Raw genomic sequence first — 17,545 nt, 5'->3', positions numbered from 1 at the left:
CGCAGCCATCAACTCTTCTCGCCGGAAAGGAGCGTGGAGAGCTGACAAAAAGCTGTCAGTGTACACCCTTTTAAATCTCCTAGTAATTTCCATTTTATTACTAGGCTAGTTTCTTACGGCCTTTTTCAGGAAAAATGGGACTTAATAATTTAATACCTGATTAATTGTCAATTGACATACCACCGCAGGACTTTCCTATATTTTTTGATACAGTTTACTTATATTATTAATCACACTGAATTAAATTCGGGTAATACTTCTTTTTTCCTTCAGAAATATTAATGGCTTTAATAATATGTGTCCTACTATCCATCCTGCAAACTGTTATACTCACTTTTATTCCCCAGCCTCACCTACATTTATTATAATCAACCGTTTTAAACGCTCTCATTTTACCAATTAATCTTTTTTCAAACTAAACAAATTACACCTGTTACACAATAAATTGGGGTCTGTTATATTTTCATAGAAGTGTCACATTTCCCTATTGTTGATAAGGTCTTTTAATTTTATACTGAAGGTAGTAGACCAATGTGAACACATTCACATTTTTTTAAAACTATTTGAAAACCCTTAAATTTTATTATACGGAGGCGTTAATCATGGGTAAAACAATGGAGAAAGTGAATCAACCCGCCTGGATGAACTTCAGCGGCGGAAACTGGGAAAAAGAGATTGACGTTCGCGACTTTATTCAAACTAATTACACTCTTTATGACGGAGATGAGAGATTTTTACAAGACGCAACTGACGCTACTTCTGACTTATGGAAACAAGTGATGAACCTTACTAAGGAGGAGTGTGAAAGAGGCGGAGTCTATGATCTCGATACTGAGATTGTATCCACTATTACTTCCCACAAAGCTGGCTATTTAAATAAAGCACAGGAGAAAGTAGTCGGGGTCCAGACAGATGTTCCTTTTAAACGGTCTATGCAGCCTTTTGGCGGTATTCGCATGGCAAAAGCAGCTTTGGAATCTTACGGGTATGAATTAAACGAAAATACAGAGAAAATTTTTACTGATTACCGTAAAACACATAACCAGGGCGTATTTGATGCTTATACTCCTGAAATGAAGCTGGCAAGAAAAGTAGGTATTATTACTGGGCTGCCTGACGCTTATGGACGCGGCCGCATTATCGGCGACTACCGCCGCGTGGCTCTATACGGTGTGAATAAACTTATTGAAGGTAAAAAAGAAGAATTAAACAGCCTATCTGGAGAAATGTCTGAAGAAGTGATCCGTTTAAGAGAAGAAATTGCAGAACAACTCCGGGCATTACAAGAATTAAAAGAGCTGGGAGCAATTTACGGCTTTGATATATCAGAACCTGCCAAAAATGCAACAGAAGCATTCCAATGGCTTTACCTGGGGTATCTGGCAGCTATTAAGGAACAAAACGGTGCAGCAATGAGCTTAGGACGGGTGTCAACTTTCCTCGATATCTACATTGAGCGTGATCTCGCTAATGGGACATTAACTGAAAAGGACGCTCAGGAACTCGTTGACCACTTTGTTATGAAACTCCGTTTAGTTAAGTTTGCCCGTACACCTGAGTATAACGACCTCTTTAGCGGCGATCCGACATGGGTTACTGAATCAATCGGAGGAATCAGCGTTGACGGCCGTCCGCTCGTCACTAAGAGTTCTTTCAGATTTCTTCATACGTTAAAGAACCTTGGCCCTGCCCCAGAACCAAACTTAACGGTTTTATGGTCGCCTGACCTGCCGGAGCCTTTTAAGCACTACTGCTCTAAAATGTCTATAGAAACAAGCTCTGTCCAATATGAAAATGATGAAATTATGCGTCCTGAATATGGTGATGATTACGGAATTGCATGCTGCGTATCAGCTATGGAAATCGGGAAACAAATGCAGTTCTTTGGTGCCCGCGCCAACCTTGCTAAAGGTCTGCTATACGCTATCAACGGCGGTGTGGATGAAAAAGCAAAGATAAAAGTCACACCAGGGTTAGAGCCGCTAACTTCAGAGTATCTAAACTATGAAGATGTCGTAAAAAACTTTGATGCGGTTATGGAATGGCTTGCAGGCCTTTATATCAACACGCTTAACATTATTCACTTCATGCACGACAAATACAGCTACGAAAGAATTGAAATGGCTCTGCATGACAAAGAAGTACGCCGGACGATGGCAACAGGGATTGCCGGACTGTCAGTTGCTGCTGACTCCTTAAGCGCCATTAAACACAGCAGAGTGAAAGTGATTCGTGACGAAGATGGTCTCGCAGTAGATTATGAAGTCGAAGGTGAATATCCTCAATACGGAAATGACGATGACCGTGTAGATAATATTGCTAAGGAATTAGTAATGAAATTCTCTGACATGCTGAAAAAACACGGCACTTACCGAAATGCTGAAACGACTATGTCTATACTGACCATTACTTCCAATGTCGTTTACGGAAAGAAAACCGGCAATACACCTGACGGGCGTAAAGACGGCGAGCCTTTTGCACCTGGAGCCAACCCGCTTCACGGAAGAGATAAAAAAGGCGCGCTAGCTTCCCTGAACTCTGTTGCTAAAATGCCTTATAAGTATTCACTCGACGGTATTTCAAACACCTTCTCTATTGTGCCGAAAGCACTCGGAAAAGAAGAAGACGTTCAAAAAGCCAACTTAGCCGCTATTCTTGACGGATATACTGAAAAACAAGGACACCATTTAAACATTAATGTGTTTAACCGTGAAACTCTTCTTGATGCTATGGAACGTCCTGAAGAATATCCGCAGCTGACTATCCGCGTATCCGGTTATGCGGTAAACTTTATAAAATTGACTCGTGAGCAGCAAATTGATGTCATTAACCGGACATTCCACGAATCAATGTAACTTACTGGAAGCATCTGCAGAGCAGTCTGCCGGTGCTTCCCCACTTTTTAGGGGGTCATTTGTATGGAAGGACGAATTCATTCTGTAGAAACATCAGGCATGGTAGACGGACCGGGGATCCGTTACGTTATCTTTACTCAAGGATGCCTGCTTCGTTGTCAATACTGCCACAATCCTGATTCATGGGACAGGGATGGCGGAGAAATAAAAAGTGTCGGCTCTTTAATAACAGATATAAAGAAATATGTGCCTTATATGAAACATTCAAAAGGCGGTGTCACCGTAAGCGGCGGAGAACCTCTTCTTCAAATGGATTTTTTAATTGAGTTATTTAAAGAATGCAAAAAACTTGGTATCCACACAACGGTGGATAGTTCAGGCGGCTGTTACTCTTCAAATGACAACTTTCAGAAAAAGTTTGATGAACTTTGCACTTATACCGATCTTTTCCTAGTTGACTTAAAGCAGATTGATGATCAAAAACACCGCCAGTTAACCGGCGTTTCGAATAAACATATATTAGAATTTGCAAGAAAACTGTCAGACAAACAGGTCCCTGTATGGATCCGCCATGTACTTGTCCCTGGTATTTCTGATAATGACAATGATCTTATAAAGTTACACCACTTTATTTCATCTCTTAGCAACGTAGAAAAAGTGGAAGTACTTCCTTATCATAAAATGGGTGTTTACAAGTGGAAAGAGCTTGGGTTCACCTACCCTCTTGAAGGAATTGAATCACCAACAGAAGACCAGGTTGAGCACGCTAAAAGCCTGTTAAAAGCTGATTAAAAAACACTGCCTTTTGGCAGTGTTTTCAGATTATCGAGGAATCCACATTTTATAAAAATGCGGGTTTCTATTATACTTCCTATAATGAAAAGTGAAATGGAACGAGGATTGAAGAACGAAAAGCGGCGACTCCACAGGGAGTAAGCGCAGTCTGAAGATCCAATTCAACGAAGCTTTTGGCAGAGTTGAATTTAGCTGAAGACAAGCCCCTGGGCGAGCGTCCGCCTGGCGGACTGAAATCACTGCCATTACTATTTATCAGAGTTAAATTTTTTATTAAGTACAAAAGCGAAAAACCGAACAAAAATCATTTGTTCGGCTTTCTTTATGATTACTATTTTTTTGTCCTGCCCTCTTTTATTATAACTTTCCTATTTTTTGAATAAGCAAAAGTCCGTTTCTTCCCTAAACTATTTCAGGCTGGGATAACGCAGTCTTAACAGTCTGTATACATTTTTCACGATAGCCTTTGTAACTGCGTAAAACGGAATAGCAAGTATTAAACCAACCAGTCCAGCAAGGTTTCCCGCTAATATTAAAAGCAGAATAATGGTTAATGGATGGATGTTTAATTTGTGCCCCATCACATTAGGGGAAATTAAATTACTCTCAATCTGCTGAATAATAATAATTGCAATAATTACCCACACCGCCATCATAGGGTCGGTAAAAAAAGCAACAAATACTGCTGGAATAGTACCAATAAATGGTCCAATAAACGGAATTAAATTTGTGAACATGGCGATCAGCGCTAATATAAGCGCGTAATCCAGACCAATAATTAAATAAGCAATCAAAGAAAGAATACCTACAAATACACTTACAATTGCCTGCCCCTGAATATAGGCACTCAAGGTCTCATCCATATCTTTCATAATTTTATTGCCTTCCTGAGTTTGTTCCTCAGGTAAAAAGCGAGTAATATTGCCCGGCAGTTTATTGCCGTCTTTTAAAAGGAAAAACAAAACAAATGGCAAAACAACCAGCAAGGTTGCCAGACTAAACAGCATACCGAAAAAGCTGAGAATATTTCCTCCCATATTTGCAAGGATATTAGAAAAATTATCCGCAATGGCTGAGGGCTCAAAATTCTGAAGTGCCTCTTCATTTTGCAGCCTGTTTACCCACTCCGTCTCCATAAGGTCGTTCAGCCAGCCTTCCATCTCATCAACAAATCCAGGAATATTTTCTACAAACTGGTTTATCTGAGCAACAAGAATAGGACCCACAAACGTAATAAGTGTGGCCGCAATACCAGCAAACAGCAAAAATATGACTGCAATCGATAAGGTATGGGGCATGACCTTCTCCATCAGTCTTACAAGGGGCCGAATGATATAAAACAACACACCGGCGACTATTAAAATAGGAGTTAGTGTACTGAAAGCTACACTTATGGGGTGAAAAATAAAAGGAACCTGGTTAGCAAGATTTACTGCTATCAATATAAGAACTACGCTATACAAAAATAAAAACCATTTTGATTTAGGCATTGTCTCCTCCCCACTCGTTTTACTTTCCGTATTCCCTTTTCTACAGATAAATTAAACTGCAACAAATAAAAAGATTAGAAGAAAATGAGTGCTATTGTAAAAAAACAATCTCATTTTCTCGAATCTTGTGATAGAATATTCTCTATATTCAGGTAATACATACTAGACAAAAAGGAGAGGTGACAGTGGAAACAGTAGAGAATATTATTAATCAAGTGAGTGGCCTTGTTTGGGGGCTCCCCCTCATCATTTTATTAGTTGGGACAGGACTTTATTTAACTATCAGAATAGCGTTCTTTTCCTTCCAACAGCTTCCTTATGCCTTATCTTTAGTATTTAAAAAGAAGGATACTAAGTCTCAGGGAGATATCAGCCACTTCCAGGCATTAATGACCGCCTTGGCAGCTACAGTTGGTACAGGGAACATTGCTGGGGTGGCCTCTGCAGTGGCAGTCGGCGGGCCCGGGGCGGTTTTCTGGATGTGGATTACAGCTTTCGTAGGAATGGCTACTAAATACAGTGAAGCCATCCTGGGCGTCCACTATCGTGTGAAAAATGAACGCGGGGAAATGTCCGGCGGTCCTATGTATTATATTGAAAAAGGACTTAACATGAAGTGGCTGGCTGTTATATTTGCGGCCTTTGCTGCTGTCGCAGCATTCGGGATAGGAAACATGGTCCAATCACACGAAGCTGCCGGGGTTGCCAGCCAGAATTTTAATATCCCCGTTTGGGTAACAGGCGCGTTTCTCTCCGTCTTAGTAGGATTAGTTATCCTTGGGGGGATCAGAAGTATTGGTAAAGTTGTGGGCATCATCGTCCCTGTTATGATTGTATTTTATATCGGAGCAGGACTCCTTATCGTAATTTTAAATGTTGCCGATGTGCCAAGCGCATTTGGACTGATTTTCTCAGATGCGTTTACAGGACAGGCTGCTGCAGGCGGCGCAGTCGGCGCCGTAATTCAGCAAGGCGTAGCCCGGGGCATCTTCTCAAATGAAGCCGGTCTTGGTACGGGTGGTATAGCGGCAGCCGCTGCTAAAACGGATATGCCGGCAAGACAGGCGTTAGTATCTATGACCCAGGTGTTCATAGACACAATCATTGTTTGTACAATTACAGGATTGGCGCTCGTTATGAGCCAGATGTATTTACGGGCAGACGATTTTGACAGTTCAGCCCAATTAACTTCAGCAGCTTTCGAGCAGTATTTGCCGGGAGTGGGTGGTTACATCGTTGCTCTGGCTTTATTGTTCTTTGTATTTTCCACAATTATTGGATGGTCATATTTCGGGGAGAAATGTTTTACCTATTTATTCGGCGGCACCGCATCTATCCCTTACCGAATAGCTTTTGTAGCTGCCTTATTCATAGGGGCTGTTGTCTCCCTCGATGTGGTATGGGGTTTTGCGGACGTTATGAACGGATTGATGGCCTTTCCTAACTTAGTGGCGCTTCTCCTTCTCTCGGGTGTGGTAGTTAATGAAACAAAGAAATTCAAAAAGAAAAGACAACAGGAAAAAGAGGAAGAAAAAAACGCTCAGCCGGGAGTATAACAAGATAGAAAAAGTCGAGGCTGGGACAAAACCCAGTGAATAAAAATGGCGCTCACTTATGTGAGAGCCATTTTTTTATATCAATATTCCTTTTGTGTGCTTACACCCCGTCTGGTCTTTATTATAAAAATAGAGATATAGTCCAACAGGAGGTGGACGCTGTGTTTTCTTTACCTGAGGGCATCTTTTCTGCTTTATTCAAATAACGTACTCACCGACTCGTTATTCTGCACTCTCATAATTCCTTCAGCTAGTAACGGACCTATTGAAAGAGAGATAATTTTCTCGTCTCTCCTTTCTTCGGTCTGATAAATAGAATTAGTAATAACGACTTCTTTCAAATCTGATTCCCTGATCCTTTCTACAGCTGGTTCGGACAGGACACCATGGGTGCAGCAGGCATATACTTCTTTTGCTCCATGCTTGATAAGTGCCATTGAACCAGAAGTCACTGTTCTCGCCGTGTCGATCATATCATCAATAATAATTGCGGTTTTTCCTTCAATCTCTCCAATAACATTTATGCCGTGGACGGCCTCAGGGTCTGAATTTCTTTGCTTATCCAGAAAGGCAATCGGGGCATCGAGATTATTAGCTAATGCCCTGGCTCTTGATGTTCCAGCATTTTCAGGAGCTATAACAACGACATCCTTAAATTCTTTTTTAATAAAATAGTCGGACAGAAGAGCATTAGCTTTTAACTGATCGACAGGGATATTAAAAAACCCTTGAACCTGAGGAGCATGCATATCGACTGAAATCACTCTTGTGGCCCCTGCCGACTGCAGTAAGTTCGCAATTAATTTAGCTGTAATAGGCTCCCGGGAACGGGCCTTTCGATCCTGCCTGGCATATCCGTAATAAGGCATTACCACGTTGATAGTTCTTGCAGACGCCCGCTTCAAAGCATCTATCATTATGAGAAGTTCCATCAAATATTCATTCCCCGGTTCAGAAGTAGATTGTATTAAATATGTATCGAAACCTCTCGCAGTCTCTTCAATATTAATTTGCACTTCTCCATCACTAAACCTTTTGATAGAGCTTTTACCCAGATCAAGTCCAATATGATCTGCAATTTCCTTAGCTAAAGGTGCGTTTGAATTGAGTGTAAACAATTTCATTTTTGATGGGTCTCTGTCTCTTCTCATTTTTACCCTCCATAAATTGTGTGGTTTAAACTTATTCTATCATGTTTGAACTGCAGAGTGCCACCGCGTTAATCCCTTTCTATAAGGTCAATCATAAGATCCGGCCTGTCGGTAACTATTCCGTCAGCTCCCAGATCAAAAAGTTTTTCCATTTCTTCCTGATCATTAATTGTCCAGTAATAGACAGCCATGTTTCTGTTTCTTGCTCCTTGAATCAGCTTTTTATCTTTCAAATTAAAGATATTTTCTTCAACCGGAATTTGTATTGCATCCACTTTTGGAACGTATAAACTATTAAGAAATAATTTATGGAAGATAACAAATCTTGTTACTTCCTGGCGTCCCCCGCTAACAAGGGCTTCTCCTTCAGAAATGTCAATTATTTTATCAATAATTTGCTGATCAAAAGAAGCAATTAATACTCTTTCCTCCAGCCCGTATTCTTTAATAAGGCTCCACAACTGGCTGGATATCTCCTCATATAAAGCTGGATCATTTGTAGCTTTAATTTCAATATTCCAATCCATATCCTGAATATCGTTAAATATCTGTTCCACTGTAGGAATAAAGACGCCTTGTCCCCGATAACTGTATTCCCCCTCCAGATCCTTAAAGTAATGTCCTGCATCAAGGCTCTGTATCTCCTCGAGAGTAAGATCATTAACCTTCCCTTCCCTGTCTGTCGTTCTGTCTACTGAATCATCATGAATGGCGACGAGATGGCCGTCTTTTGTCATATGAATGTCAAATTCAATCACATCGACTCCCAGCTCTTCAGCCTGCCTGTATGCTTCTAATGTATTTGAGGGCGCAAGGTGTTCTCCTCCCTGATGAGCAATAACAAGCGGCACTACAGATTGAAAAAATGTGTTTGCAGGTCTCTCCGAAACGGGAAATGTATAGACCAGCATCCAAAGTAATGATATACCGGCAAAAACGGCTGCCGTGATTAAAACGGCCCCACCTTTCCTCTGCTGAAGTGTCTTTCTTTTCAAATATGCCATTTGCTTCCTCCCCATTTTATTATTTACTTCTATAATAAAGTTTTGCTCCTTAACCGTTGAAATGATTATAAACTGTCTGCAACTTCCGTATTAAACGGGAACAGGTAAATTATAACACTCACAATTGTATAACCTTATTCGAAACGATATAATTTAAAAGGTGCAGAATATTGCTATTTACAAAACAGATTTTATATTTTTCAGCAGTATTTAAATAAAAAAGCATTAGTGCTTGGCTTACTTATTAATATTTTTATAAGAAGGAATTGGCCGTTGCCGGACTTTAAGAATTTTCATCCTCCGGCGTCTGCCTCTGATCGTATAAATAAAATAAGGAAGTGATAATTTGATTCTAATTAAAAGAAACATCCCTAATGGTATTACGATGGCTAACCTCATCTTCGGTTTTTTATCTATCGGCTCGTCATTTCTGGGAGAATATCAAAATGCCGCCATATTTATTCTTGTAGGTATGATGCTTGACAGTATGGATGGCTGGATGGCAAGGAAACTGGGTGCAGAAAGTCCTTTTGGAAAAGAGCTGGATTCATTAGCTGATATTGTAACTTTTGGTGTCTCTCCTGCCATACTTATATTCGGGACCACTTTTTCTTACATGGGAATGACCGGATTGATTATAGCCGGAATGTTTCCTGTGTTTGGGGCTATAAGACTGGCAAGGTTTAATATTGATGAAGAAACGTCGGTGAAAAAGTATTTTACAGGGGTTCCTATCACGGCTGCTGGTGGTATTATTGCTCTATTAACTATTTTTAATTTTGTAGTCCCAGAGGCAGCTGTGTCCGCTATTTACACCTTACTGTGTGTCCTTATGGTAAGCAGGCTGAAGATTCCAAGTCTTAAAGATGTGCCAATCCCTAAGTACGGAACCATTATAACTGCCCTTTTATTATCGTTAATTGTAGTCACACGGTATAATGCTGCTATTGAATATTCCAACTGGATTATTTTTGCCATTTTAGCGTACCTTGTTTTTATGCTGATCCATTTTCTCCTCAAGAAAAAACGACTGAGCGAAAAGTAAAAGAATCCTGCAGTTTCTTTAAATAGTAAGAGGGTACATTTAAAATAAACTCATAAGGAGGTTATTTGATGACTATCTTTAACCGTGAAGCATTTAAAGGAAAACATATACTTATTACCGGCGCTACTGGAGGCATTGGTGAAGAGCTGGCTTATGAGGCTGTAAAGTATGGAGCCAGTCTGACGCTTACAGGACGTAACAAGGAGAAGCTGGAAACTATTAAAAACAAATGCAGACTGCCAGATACTGACGTAAATATTCTGACTGTTACGGCCGATCTGACAAATGAATACGACCGTAAACTGCTGGTTGATAAAGCGGTAAACATCCAAGGGCCAATTGATGGGCTGGTTAACTCAGCAGGTATTACCGGCGGAGACACCGTTGAAGAATTAAAAGAAGACGATATGAGACTGGTGATGGAGCTTAATTACACATCTACAGTAATGCTAACTCAACTGGTTTACAGACATATGAAAGAACGAAAGAGTGGCGCAATCGTCAACCTGTCCTCCCTCTCAGGGCTGAGAGGCACATATGGAAATACCGCATATAGTGCGTCTAAGTTTGCAATTACCGGATTTACCCAGTCTTTTGCTTTAGAAGCAATTGAACATAATATCAGGGTTAATGCTGTTTGTCCCGGATTTGTAGATACAGCAATGGCAAGGGAGATTATTTCAAAAAAAGCGGATAAAGCAGGAAGAAGTTATGAGGAACAGTTAGCGGTTGTTAACAAGGGCCTTCCTTCCGGACGAATTACTCAACCGCTTGAAGTTGTAAACAGTATCCTTTTCCTGTTAAGCCCGGCGGCAGAAAATATTGTTGGTGAATCAATGAAAATATCGGGAGGAAGCGTCATGAGGTAACAGCCAGGTATTAGAACGAATCCTTATTAGAAAGAAGGTAGTAGAAAAAAGAACAGTAGCCATAAAGAAATCCGGACAAAATTTTGTCCGGATTTCTTATTTAGAAAAGTCTTATGTGCAGTCTTCCAGATACTTGCTGAGAGGTTGTCTTTATTCATACTCTCCCCTGAGCCTTACAAACTGTACATGTTTAATCACTTGGCTTTTAATCTCTTCGTTTTCTTTTTTTTCTATAAGCCTTAGTTCCTGGATATTTTCATCGCCAACCGGGATTATCATTTTCCCTCCCGGAGACAGCTGGCGAAGCAGCTCTGCGGGTATTTCTTTTACTGCAGCCGTCACCATAATCCGGTCATATGGGGAGTATTCCTTCCAGCCTGATGTTCCATCTGCCAGCTTAAAATGAATATTATGGTAACCTAATTCCAACAGACGTTTTTGTGCTTTCTTTAGAAGAGGGTTAATTCGTTCAACTGTATACACAGCCTCTGAAAATTCTGCCAGCAGGGCAGTTTGATAGCCTGAACCTGTCCCTACCTCCAATACTTTTAAATCAGGCTGGAGATCAAGGGAAAGAGTCATTTCCAACACAAGAGTAGGCTGGGAAATAGTCTGGTCATAACCTATGGGCAAAGGACGGTCATGAGAGGCTAAATGCTGGTGGTCTTCAAGAAAAAAAGTTCTGTCTAATCGGGTAAAAAAAGCTTTTACTGCCTCATCGTTAATTCCCATAATGAACCCCCCTAAGTCCTTTAGACCTGTATCGTTTGGTTTTTTGTAAATCCAGTTTTTTTAAAATCAATAGTCCTCTGGATCTTCGTAATCAGCAGGTGTATTTGAGGTGCCATGATCCCTGGCAGTTTCCCACGCCTCCTGCCTCATTTCTTCTTTGTCAGACGTATTTTTATCGTTTAACGGGGAAGTGACATCCTCTTCAGCCGGCCTGTCTTGTGTTCTGTTTTTGTCTTCGGCATGATCTACACAATACTTAGTTTCCGGCATTATTTCCAGCCTTTCAAATGGAATTTCTCTTCCGCACTCATCGCACGTCCCGTAATTTCCTTCTTCAATTGCCTCCAGCGCTTCTTTTACTTCATCCAGTTTAGCAGATGCGTGCTGGTCCAGCGTTAAATTTTTCTGGCGTTCAAACAATTCCGTACCCTGATCCCCGGGATGATTGCCTGTGTTGGAGAGTTCTTCAGTATCCGCCGCATCTTCTTTTGTTTTTTCATTATCTGAAAGAGCTGTTTCGTACTCTTTTTTCATTTTTAGCAATTCGTCTTTTAAAAATTGTAATTCTTTTTCTTTCATGATTGTTTCCCTCCTAATGCAATGTAACTTTATATAACAGCTTTAATTTTCTTATTCACCTAATCAGCTGAAATTAAACTCTCCTGGTGGCCACTGTGATTTTCTGGTCAGTTATTTACTAGCAAAATAAGGGTAAAGACAAAACGATCAGTATTATTAAAGGAGGAAATAAAAAGTTGGCTGTTCTTTGGAGCTTTCTTAGTATTACCGGTTTTATTCTTATCCATATACTCTCGAAATATATCAATTTTTATCATCATATCCCACGGAAAAAATTATTATCCGCCGCAGGCGGATTATCAATTGCTTATGTCTTTCTGCATATTGTCCCTTATCTCCATTATTATCAGACAAACCTTTCTGAAGAGACAGCATACGGTTTCTATTTTGAGGATCGTTTTGTATATATTGCAGCATTGGCGGGGCTCGCCGTATTTTATGGATTGGAAAGAGCTGCCAAACAATACAAAAAAGAGAATAAAAGAAAAATCCCTGTGAAAGAGGAGATTTTCTGGATCCACTTAATATCTTATGGAACTTATAACGGTTTAATTGGCTATTTAATCGTCGGAGGAGAAAATGAAACGATGATGGATTTTTTTCTTTTCTTTCTTGCACTTTCTATCCATTTTGTTATAAATGATCAGCATCTTCGCGACACGCATAAAAAGGATTATGACCATTATGGGCGTTGGATATTAGGGTTTGCTGTATTTTCAGGGTGGCTGCTAAGCCTTTTTATCGACGTGAGCCAGTACGTTGTCGCCCTCCTTTTTTCTTTCATGGCGGGAGCCCTAATTTTAAATATCTTAAAAGAAGAATTACCCGAAGAAAGGGAAAGCCACTTTGGAGCTTTTTCAGCAGGTGCTCTTCTTTATACCCTGGTATTACTAGTCAGTCTGTAATCTATCGATGTTTTATATTTTTATATAAAAATGTCCAGTTTCTATTAAGATTGTCTTGAATAATATGCCAAAATATAGTAATGTTCATTATAAGTAGTCCATTAGTAATACGTGTAATTTTTAAATCATATGGATTAGGAACGATCATGGCAAAACTGTGGAAACGCAGTGACGCAAAACTACAGGGGCTAAAGCGATGCTATGCCAGCCAGTTGCCGTTTCAGGATTCACATCCTGTAACACTAAGGATGTGTTTTTTAGTTGAAATATATGTAACTAAATACTGTGCATATGGCTGGCCTCGTGTAGTCTCAAGACTATACAAGAGGAGGAAAGTTCATGGTTAAAGTAAATGAGAAACTTCATTCCCGCCCTTCTTATAAAATCATGTTTAACGAACGGGAAAACCATTTTCCCCGGCAATTAATGAAGGATATCAGAGGGCGTCTGGAGTCATTTTATTCAGAGAGCCGTGGTTATTCTAAGCATAATGGGAAAAATCAATGGGCTTTCTATCTCGTCCAAAACTATGATAAAAAAACAAAGTTATTTTTGGAAAGAGAGCTTTTGTTAAACCAACATACATACGCACTGGTGGTAGTAAACACACGGGTGACAAAAGACATGCTGGATTACCTTTCACTTCCTGTACAAGGGATTGTATCACTGTCCTTCTTAAGTTCCCGTTCTGGTTTAGTAATCGACAGTTTAACCCAAAACGGAATTTTTCTGGAACCTGAATTACATTGGGAGCTGAGCTTTAAATTAGCTGAAAAGAAGTCCTTTCACACCCCCATTAAACAATTTATATTAAATAAAGAAAAAATCACGGCTGATTTATCACAGCGGGATCAGCAGGTCCTTCAGTTATTGCTGGAAGGTTATAATAATGCTCAAATAGCTGATAAGATGCATTTTGCCCGTTCTACTATTTCTACTATCATCAGTTCTCTTTTAAAGAAAATGAAAGCTAATGACCGGACAGACTGCACCGTTAAAGCGATAAGAAATGGCTGGGTGGATTGCCAGCGGTAACTAATAAATTGAAGATCCGGAAAAAAAAGGAACCATAAAAAAAATCCTAAGAAACATTGTACTGTTTCTTAGGATTTTTTGGCTTTTACAGTAAAGAAGATTCTCTCTTTCAAAGAATGTAAGCAAAAATTTCAGTTCCCCAGGTGGATGCTTGCCCAAGGGCTTGTATTTTCCCGAAGGTTTACTTCGAGAAAGTGGATCTTCAGAAGGCGCTTAATCCCTTAGAAACGCCGCCTATCCTTCAATCTAAAAAGCTAAGACTCCTGATAAACTTATAAAACTTAATTTAACAAGCCTTATAAAGGATAAAATCTGTGTTCGGCTTTTACAATACTCTTTTAGTTTTAACGTTAGAAAGACAGAATTTCAGTCAGTTTATACAGCTCCCGGTCAAAAGTTCTTTCTGCACTCAAAGATTCTGTAATATCCATATTAAATAAAGAGTTATTTTTTATACCAATGACTTGATTTGTTTTTTTGTTTAATAAAAGTTCAACTGCCCTGACTCCCATTTTACTGGCTAGGATTCTGTCGAAAGACGTCGGGTCGCCTCCCCTCTGGATATACCCCAAAACAGTTATCCTGGCATTTACGTCTGCCTGTTCGAGCAGTTTTTTCTGCAAATCAGATGCGTTCCCTGATCCTTCAGCCAGCATAATAATGTGATGCAGCTTTCCTCTCTCTTTTCCCTGGATTATTTTAGCTATAATTGTTTCTATATTACCTGGCTCTTCAGGTATAATGATACTCTCCGCTCCCCCTGCAACACCTGCGTAAAGAGCAAGATCCCCGCATCTTCTTCCCATCACTTCAATAATAGTGGCTTTTTCATGGGATGAGGAAGTATCCCGGATTTTTGTTACTGCTTCAAGCACTGTATTAATGGCAGTGTCAAACCCGATCGTATATTCTGTGTAATTAAGGTCATTATCTATTGTGCCGGGGATACCGATTGTTTTTATTCCCATTTCGCTGAGTTCCTGTGCCCCGCGGAAAGAACCGTCTCCTCCAATGACTACTAATCCGTCAATCTGATGTTCTTTCAACACCTTTAAAGCTTTTGATCTTCCTTCAGCCGTCCTGAATTCCTCTGATCGGGAAGATTTTAAAATGGTCCCTCCTTTGTGGATAATGTCGGCAACCGATGACGCGTCCATTTCTGTAAGGCTGCCATCAATGAGCCCCTTATATCCTCTGTACACGCCATAAACTTTTAAATTATAATACACTGCTGAACGAACTACTGCTCTTATAGCTGCATTCATTCCAGGTGCGTCTCCTCCGCTTGTTAATACGGCAATTCTATTCAATTAGTATCCCCCTTCTCTAATTCTGTCGTCCGACGTCTGTCATATAATTTATGATACATACAAATGTCACATTATTCTAGCTTTTTTTAAAACCAATTTAAGAATTATAATAAAATGTTAAAAATTTCAGCACATAAAAAGAAGCAGCCATGGCCGGCTGCTTCCGTAAACCTATTTTTTATAAGCGAGCCCGACGATAATTAACAGGACAAACATGACAACAATGAGTAGAAAAGTCATCGGATCACCACCTTGCATTTTGGCTTACATAATATGCTATGATGGTTTGTTCTGTTTTGCCTGGACAATTCTATCTGTTAATTACTAATATACTCTTCCATAGAGTTCACCGGGATGGCCAGCCCCACTTTCGTATTTGTACCCTCGTAATCCATTCTCATTGTCGCATAGACCATGCCGACCACTTTACCTTCATTGTTAATTACCGGACTTCCGCTGCTCCCCTGGTAAATTGGAGCGTCAAGCATCAGAACTGGTTCTTCACGGCTTTGCGTGGAGGTGGTTCCTATAATAACGCCTTCGTTAGCAATATAGTTAAAGAAAAGAGGGTTCCCAATGACGTAAACAGAGCTGTCCATTTCCCAATTGTTTTCAAACTCAAGGGCAGGGTAATTAATTTCTTCCTCAGTGTCGATTTGCAGGATAGCCACATCAAGCTGGTCGTCTGTCTCTATGACTTCCGCTACATGGTGGTCACCATTCTGGAAAGATACCGTCGGCTGGGGATCATTGCCGACCACATGCTCATTCGTCATAACAAAGCCTTCTTCTGAAATATAGAACCCTGTCCCTTTACTGTTGCCTGCTCTGACAACCACAATAGATTCTTTATAACTTTGAACCTCCTCATTTTTGGATAATTCCTGAGAGGTTGCAAGGAATTCTATTGCCGGAAGATTAAATAATCTGGGCCAGATGGCAAACACATTACTTAATAAAGCGACAGCAACGAGTGAAGCGATAAATATTTTAATTCCTTTTCTTTTGCGTTTCGGCTTCTGGTTTTCTTCCTCCTCGTCAGGGTTAAAAAACTCTTCCTTTGTATAATACTTTTCTCCATCGAAGAAAAGTTCTTCTTTATTTTTTTCAGTGGAAAGGCCGGTTTTATCTATCTCTTTATCATAACTTTCATCATTACGTTTGTAACTGATTGTCTTCCCCTCCACTTCTTAAACAAAAACTTACATGATTCTCCACATATTTTATCATAAAAATATTTTAAACACAGAAAACGTTCCTGGAGGAAACAACTTTTACCTTTGTGTGATTGTTTTACACTTCCTGTCACTGTAAAATTAAATAGAAGTTGTTAAGAAAATATGAGGTGATTTTATGAACGGCCCAGCTCCACAGCATCAGAAAAATAACATGACACAAGGATTCGATAACAATGTGAAAGCTATTATCTCTGCTTTTTTTGGTGCGCTTTCACTATTATCATTGCTTGTCATCGTTTTTATCGGCATGCTTTTTGGTTTAATCAGTATTGTATTAGGTATTATCGGACTTCGGGAAATGCGAAATTCAGGCCAATATGGCAAGGGAATGGCAATAACAGGCATTATCTGCGGCTCTGTTTCTGTCGGGCTTCCTCTCTTTGTCTCTGTCGCATTCATGGTGGCGGGTTAATTAGTCTGCGAATAGCGCCTTTAGAAGAAGTACTTCACTTCACAGGGGGACTGAACTTTGGAAAATAACTATAATGACCTGATCGGAGACATTATTAAATCTTCGAAGAGTATGGATGATATTAAAGGAAAAGGCAAGCCGCTATCAAAAGAGTATTTAAGAAAAGACACTTTTCAGCACTTCCAAAAGATCGCTAAAGAAGCCGGCTATCTGCCTGAATGGCTTAACTTGCAAAAAGAAATTCATCATGAACTTACATTGATTCAACCCGGCAAACAAAATATGGATAAAATAAATAATAAAATCAGAAAATATAATAAACTGTGCCCTGCTCCGCTCCAAAAACCACTCGTTAATGAAGACAATTTTAAAGATGAATGCCATAGATGGAAATAAAACCTTTAAACACGAATGGCATGAGTGAAATGCCTGTTTGAAGGACTACTCCCTTTTGTTACAAGCCGTAAATAATAAAATCGAGTAGGAGGAGGGTTCGACCCTCCGTCCTCTCACACCACCGTACGTACGGTTCTCGTATACGGCGGTTCAATGAGTTGAGTGATGCTTTT

Annotated in this window: 17 protein-coding genes and 1 riboswitch; of the genes, 9 read left to right on the top strand and 8 right to left on the bottom strand. The window is 39.9% G+C overall.

Features of this window, described 5'->3' with window-relative positions; all coding sequences use genetic code 11:
- Positions 1-602 precede the first annotated feature (602 nt).
- The gene (gene pflB / locus BMW59_RS21060; protein ID WP_093056255.1) at positions 603-2,855 is read left to right on the top strand and encodes a formate C-acetyltransferase; all 2,253 of its coding nucleotides are present in this window, start codon (positions 603-605) and stop codon (positions 2,853-2,855) included.
- A gap of 63 nt (positions 2,856-2,918) precedes the next feature.
- Positions 2,919-3,647 (top strand): pyruvate formate-lyase-activating protein, encoded by a 729-nt coding sequence (pflA, locus tag BMW59_RS21055; protein WP_093056253.1) that lies wholly within the window; start codon positions 2,919-2,921, stop codon positions 3,645-3,647.
- A gap of 410 nt (positions 3,648-4,057) precedes the next feature.
- Here pflA and BMW59_RS21045 read toward each other — a convergent pair whose 3' ends face one another.
- Entirely contained in the window at positions 4,058-5,140 is a 1,083-nt protein-coding gene (locus BMW59_RS21045) for an AI-2E family transporter (RefSeq protein ID WP_093056249.1), read from the bottom strand.
- Between the two features lie 185 nt (positions 5,141-5,325).
- Here BMW59_RS21045 and BMW59_RS21040 point away from each other — a divergent pair, with 185 nt between their 5' ends.
- Positions 5,326-6,696, top strand: a complete 1,371-nt coding sequence (locus BMW59_RS21040; RefSeq protein ID WP_093056247.1) for an alanine/glycine:cation symporter family protein — start codon at positions 5,326-5,328, stop codon at positions 6,694-6,696.
- Between the two features lie 194 nt (positions 6,697-6,890).
- Here BMW59_RS21040 and BMW59_RS21035 read toward each other — a convergent pair whose 3' ends face one another.
- Both BMW59_RS21035 and BMW59_RS21030 read right to left on the bottom strand, forming a co-directional pair.
- Positions 6,891-7,847: a ribose-phosphate diphosphokinase gene (locus tag BMW59_RS21035; RefSeq protein ID WP_093056245.1), complete on the bottom strand. Its 957-nt coding sequence runs from the start codon at positions 7,845-7,847 to the stop codon at positions 6,891-6,893.
- 68 nt (positions 7,848-7,915) lie between these two features.
- Complete coding sequence (locus tag BMW59_RS21030) at positions 7,916-8,851, bottom strand: glycerophosphodiester phosphodiesterase family protein (protein ID WP_245733258.1); 936 nt, start codon at positions 8,849-8,851, stop codon at positions 7,916-7,918.
- 346 nt (positions 8,852-9,197) lie between these two features.
- On the opposite strand from BMW59_RS21030, the gene pssA reads away from it, so the two are divergent.
- Positions 9,198-9,896 carry a CDP-diacylglycerol--serine O-phosphatidyltransferase gene (gene pssA, locus BMW59_RS21025; RefSeq protein ID WP_342740639.1) on the top strand — a complete coding sequence of 233 codons (699 nt, stop codon included), beginning with the start codon at positions 9,198-9,200 and terminating at the stop codon, positions 9,894-9,896.
- A gap of 68 nt (positions 9,897-9,964) precedes the next feature.
- Positions 9,965-10,765, top strand: coding sequence for an SDR family NAD(P)-dependent oxidoreductase (locus BMW59_RS21020; RefSeq protein ID WP_093056241.1), 801 nt, complete (start codon positions 9,965-9,967; stop codon positions 10,763-10,765).
- Between the two features lie 150 nt (positions 10,766-10,915).
- On the opposite strand, the gene BMW59_RS21015 is transcribed toward BMW59_RS21020, so the two are convergent.
- Both BMW59_RS21015 and BMW59_RS21010 read right to left on the bottom strand, forming a co-directional pair.
- Entirely contained in the window at positions 10,916-11,497 is a 582-nt protein-coding gene (locus BMW59_RS21015) for a protein-L-isoaspartate(D-aspartate) O-methyltransferase (protein WP_093056239.1), read from the bottom strand.
- Between the two features lie 66 nt (positions 11,498-11,563).
- On the bottom strand, positions 11,564-12,076 hold the full coding sequence (locus BMW59_RS21010; protein WP_093056237.1) for a TraR/DksA C4-type zinc finger protein: 513 nt from the start codon (positions 12,074-12,076) through the stop codon (positions 11,564-11,566).
- Positions 12,077-12,252: 176 nt separating this feature from the next.
- Between BMW59_RS21010 and BMW59_RS21005 the strand changes: the two genes are divergently transcribed.
- Both BMW59_RS21005 and BMW59_RS21000 read left to right on the top strand, forming a co-directional pair.
- Positions 12,253-12,981 (top strand): hypothetical protein, encoded by a 729-nt coding sequence (locus tag BMW59_RS21005; protein WP_093056234.1) that lies wholly within the window; start codon positions 12,253-12,255, stop codon positions 12,979-12,981.
- Between the two features lie 138 nt (positions 12,982-13,119).
- Positions 13,120-13,201: riboswitch (cyclic di-GMP riboswitch) on the top strand.
- A gap of 119 nt (positions 13,202-13,320) precedes the next feature.
- Complete coding sequence (locus BMW59_RS21000) at positions 13,321-14,016, top strand: response regulator transcription factor (protein ID WP_093056232.1); 696 nt, start codon at positions 13,321-13,323, stop codon at positions 14,014-14,016.
- 350 nt (positions 14,017-14,366) lie between these two features.
- Here BMW59_RS21000 and pfkA read toward each other — a convergent pair whose 3' ends face one another.
- The 3 genes from pfkA to BMW59_RS20985 all read right to left on the bottom strand — a co-directional run bounded on the left by pfkA (position 14,367) and on the right by BMW59_RS20985 (position 16,513).
- Positions 14,367-15,326 (bottom strand): 6-phosphofructokinase, encoded by a 960-nt coding sequence (gene pfkA, locus BMW59_RS20995; protein ID WP_093056230.1) that lies wholly within the window; start codon positions 15,324-15,326, stop codon positions 14,367-14,369.
- A 171-nt stretch (positions 15,327-15,497) separates the two neighbouring features.
- Positions 15,498-15,566 carry a YjcZ family sporulation protein gene (locus BMW59_RS22125; protein ID WP_281244293.1) on the bottom strand — a complete coding sequence of 23 codons (69 nt, stop codon included), beginning with the start codon at positions 15,564-15,566 and terminating at the stop codon, positions 15,498-15,500.
- Positions 15,567-15,643: 77 nt separating this feature from the next.
- Positions 15,644-16,513 (bottom strand): S1 family peptidase, encoded by an 870-nt coding sequence (locus BMW59_RS20985; RefSeq protein WP_093056226.1) that lies wholly within the window; start codon positions 16,511-16,513, stop codon positions 15,644-15,646.
- Positions 16,514-16,679: 166 nt separating this feature from the next.
- On the opposite strand from BMW59_RS20985, the gene BMW59_RS20980 reads away from it, so the two are divergent.
- The gene (locus tag BMW59_RS20980) at positions 16,680-16,976 is read left to right on the top strand and encodes a DUF4190 domain-containing protein (protein WP_093056224.1); all 297 of its coding nucleotides are present in this window, start codon (positions 16,680-16,682) and stop codon (positions 16,974-16,976) included.
- 57 nt (positions 16,977-17,033) lie between these two features.
- Positions 17,034-17,372, top strand: a complete 339-nt coding sequence (locus tag BMW59_RS20975; RefSeq protein WP_177174461.1) for a DnaJ family domain-containing protein — start codon at positions 17,034-17,036, stop codon at positions 17,370-17,372.
- The last annotated feature ends 173 nt before the right edge of the window (positions 17,373-17,545 follow it).

This window comes from Salipaludibacillus aurantiacus (genome assembly GCF_900111295.1).
Taxonomy (GTDB): domain Bacteria; phylum Bacillota; class Bacilli; order Bacillales; family Salisediminibacteriaceae; genus Salipaludibacillus; species Salipaludibacillus aurantiacus.
The sequence above is the reverse complement of the archived record's forward strand: the minus strand, read 5'-3'. Positions and strand labels throughout refer to the sequence as shown.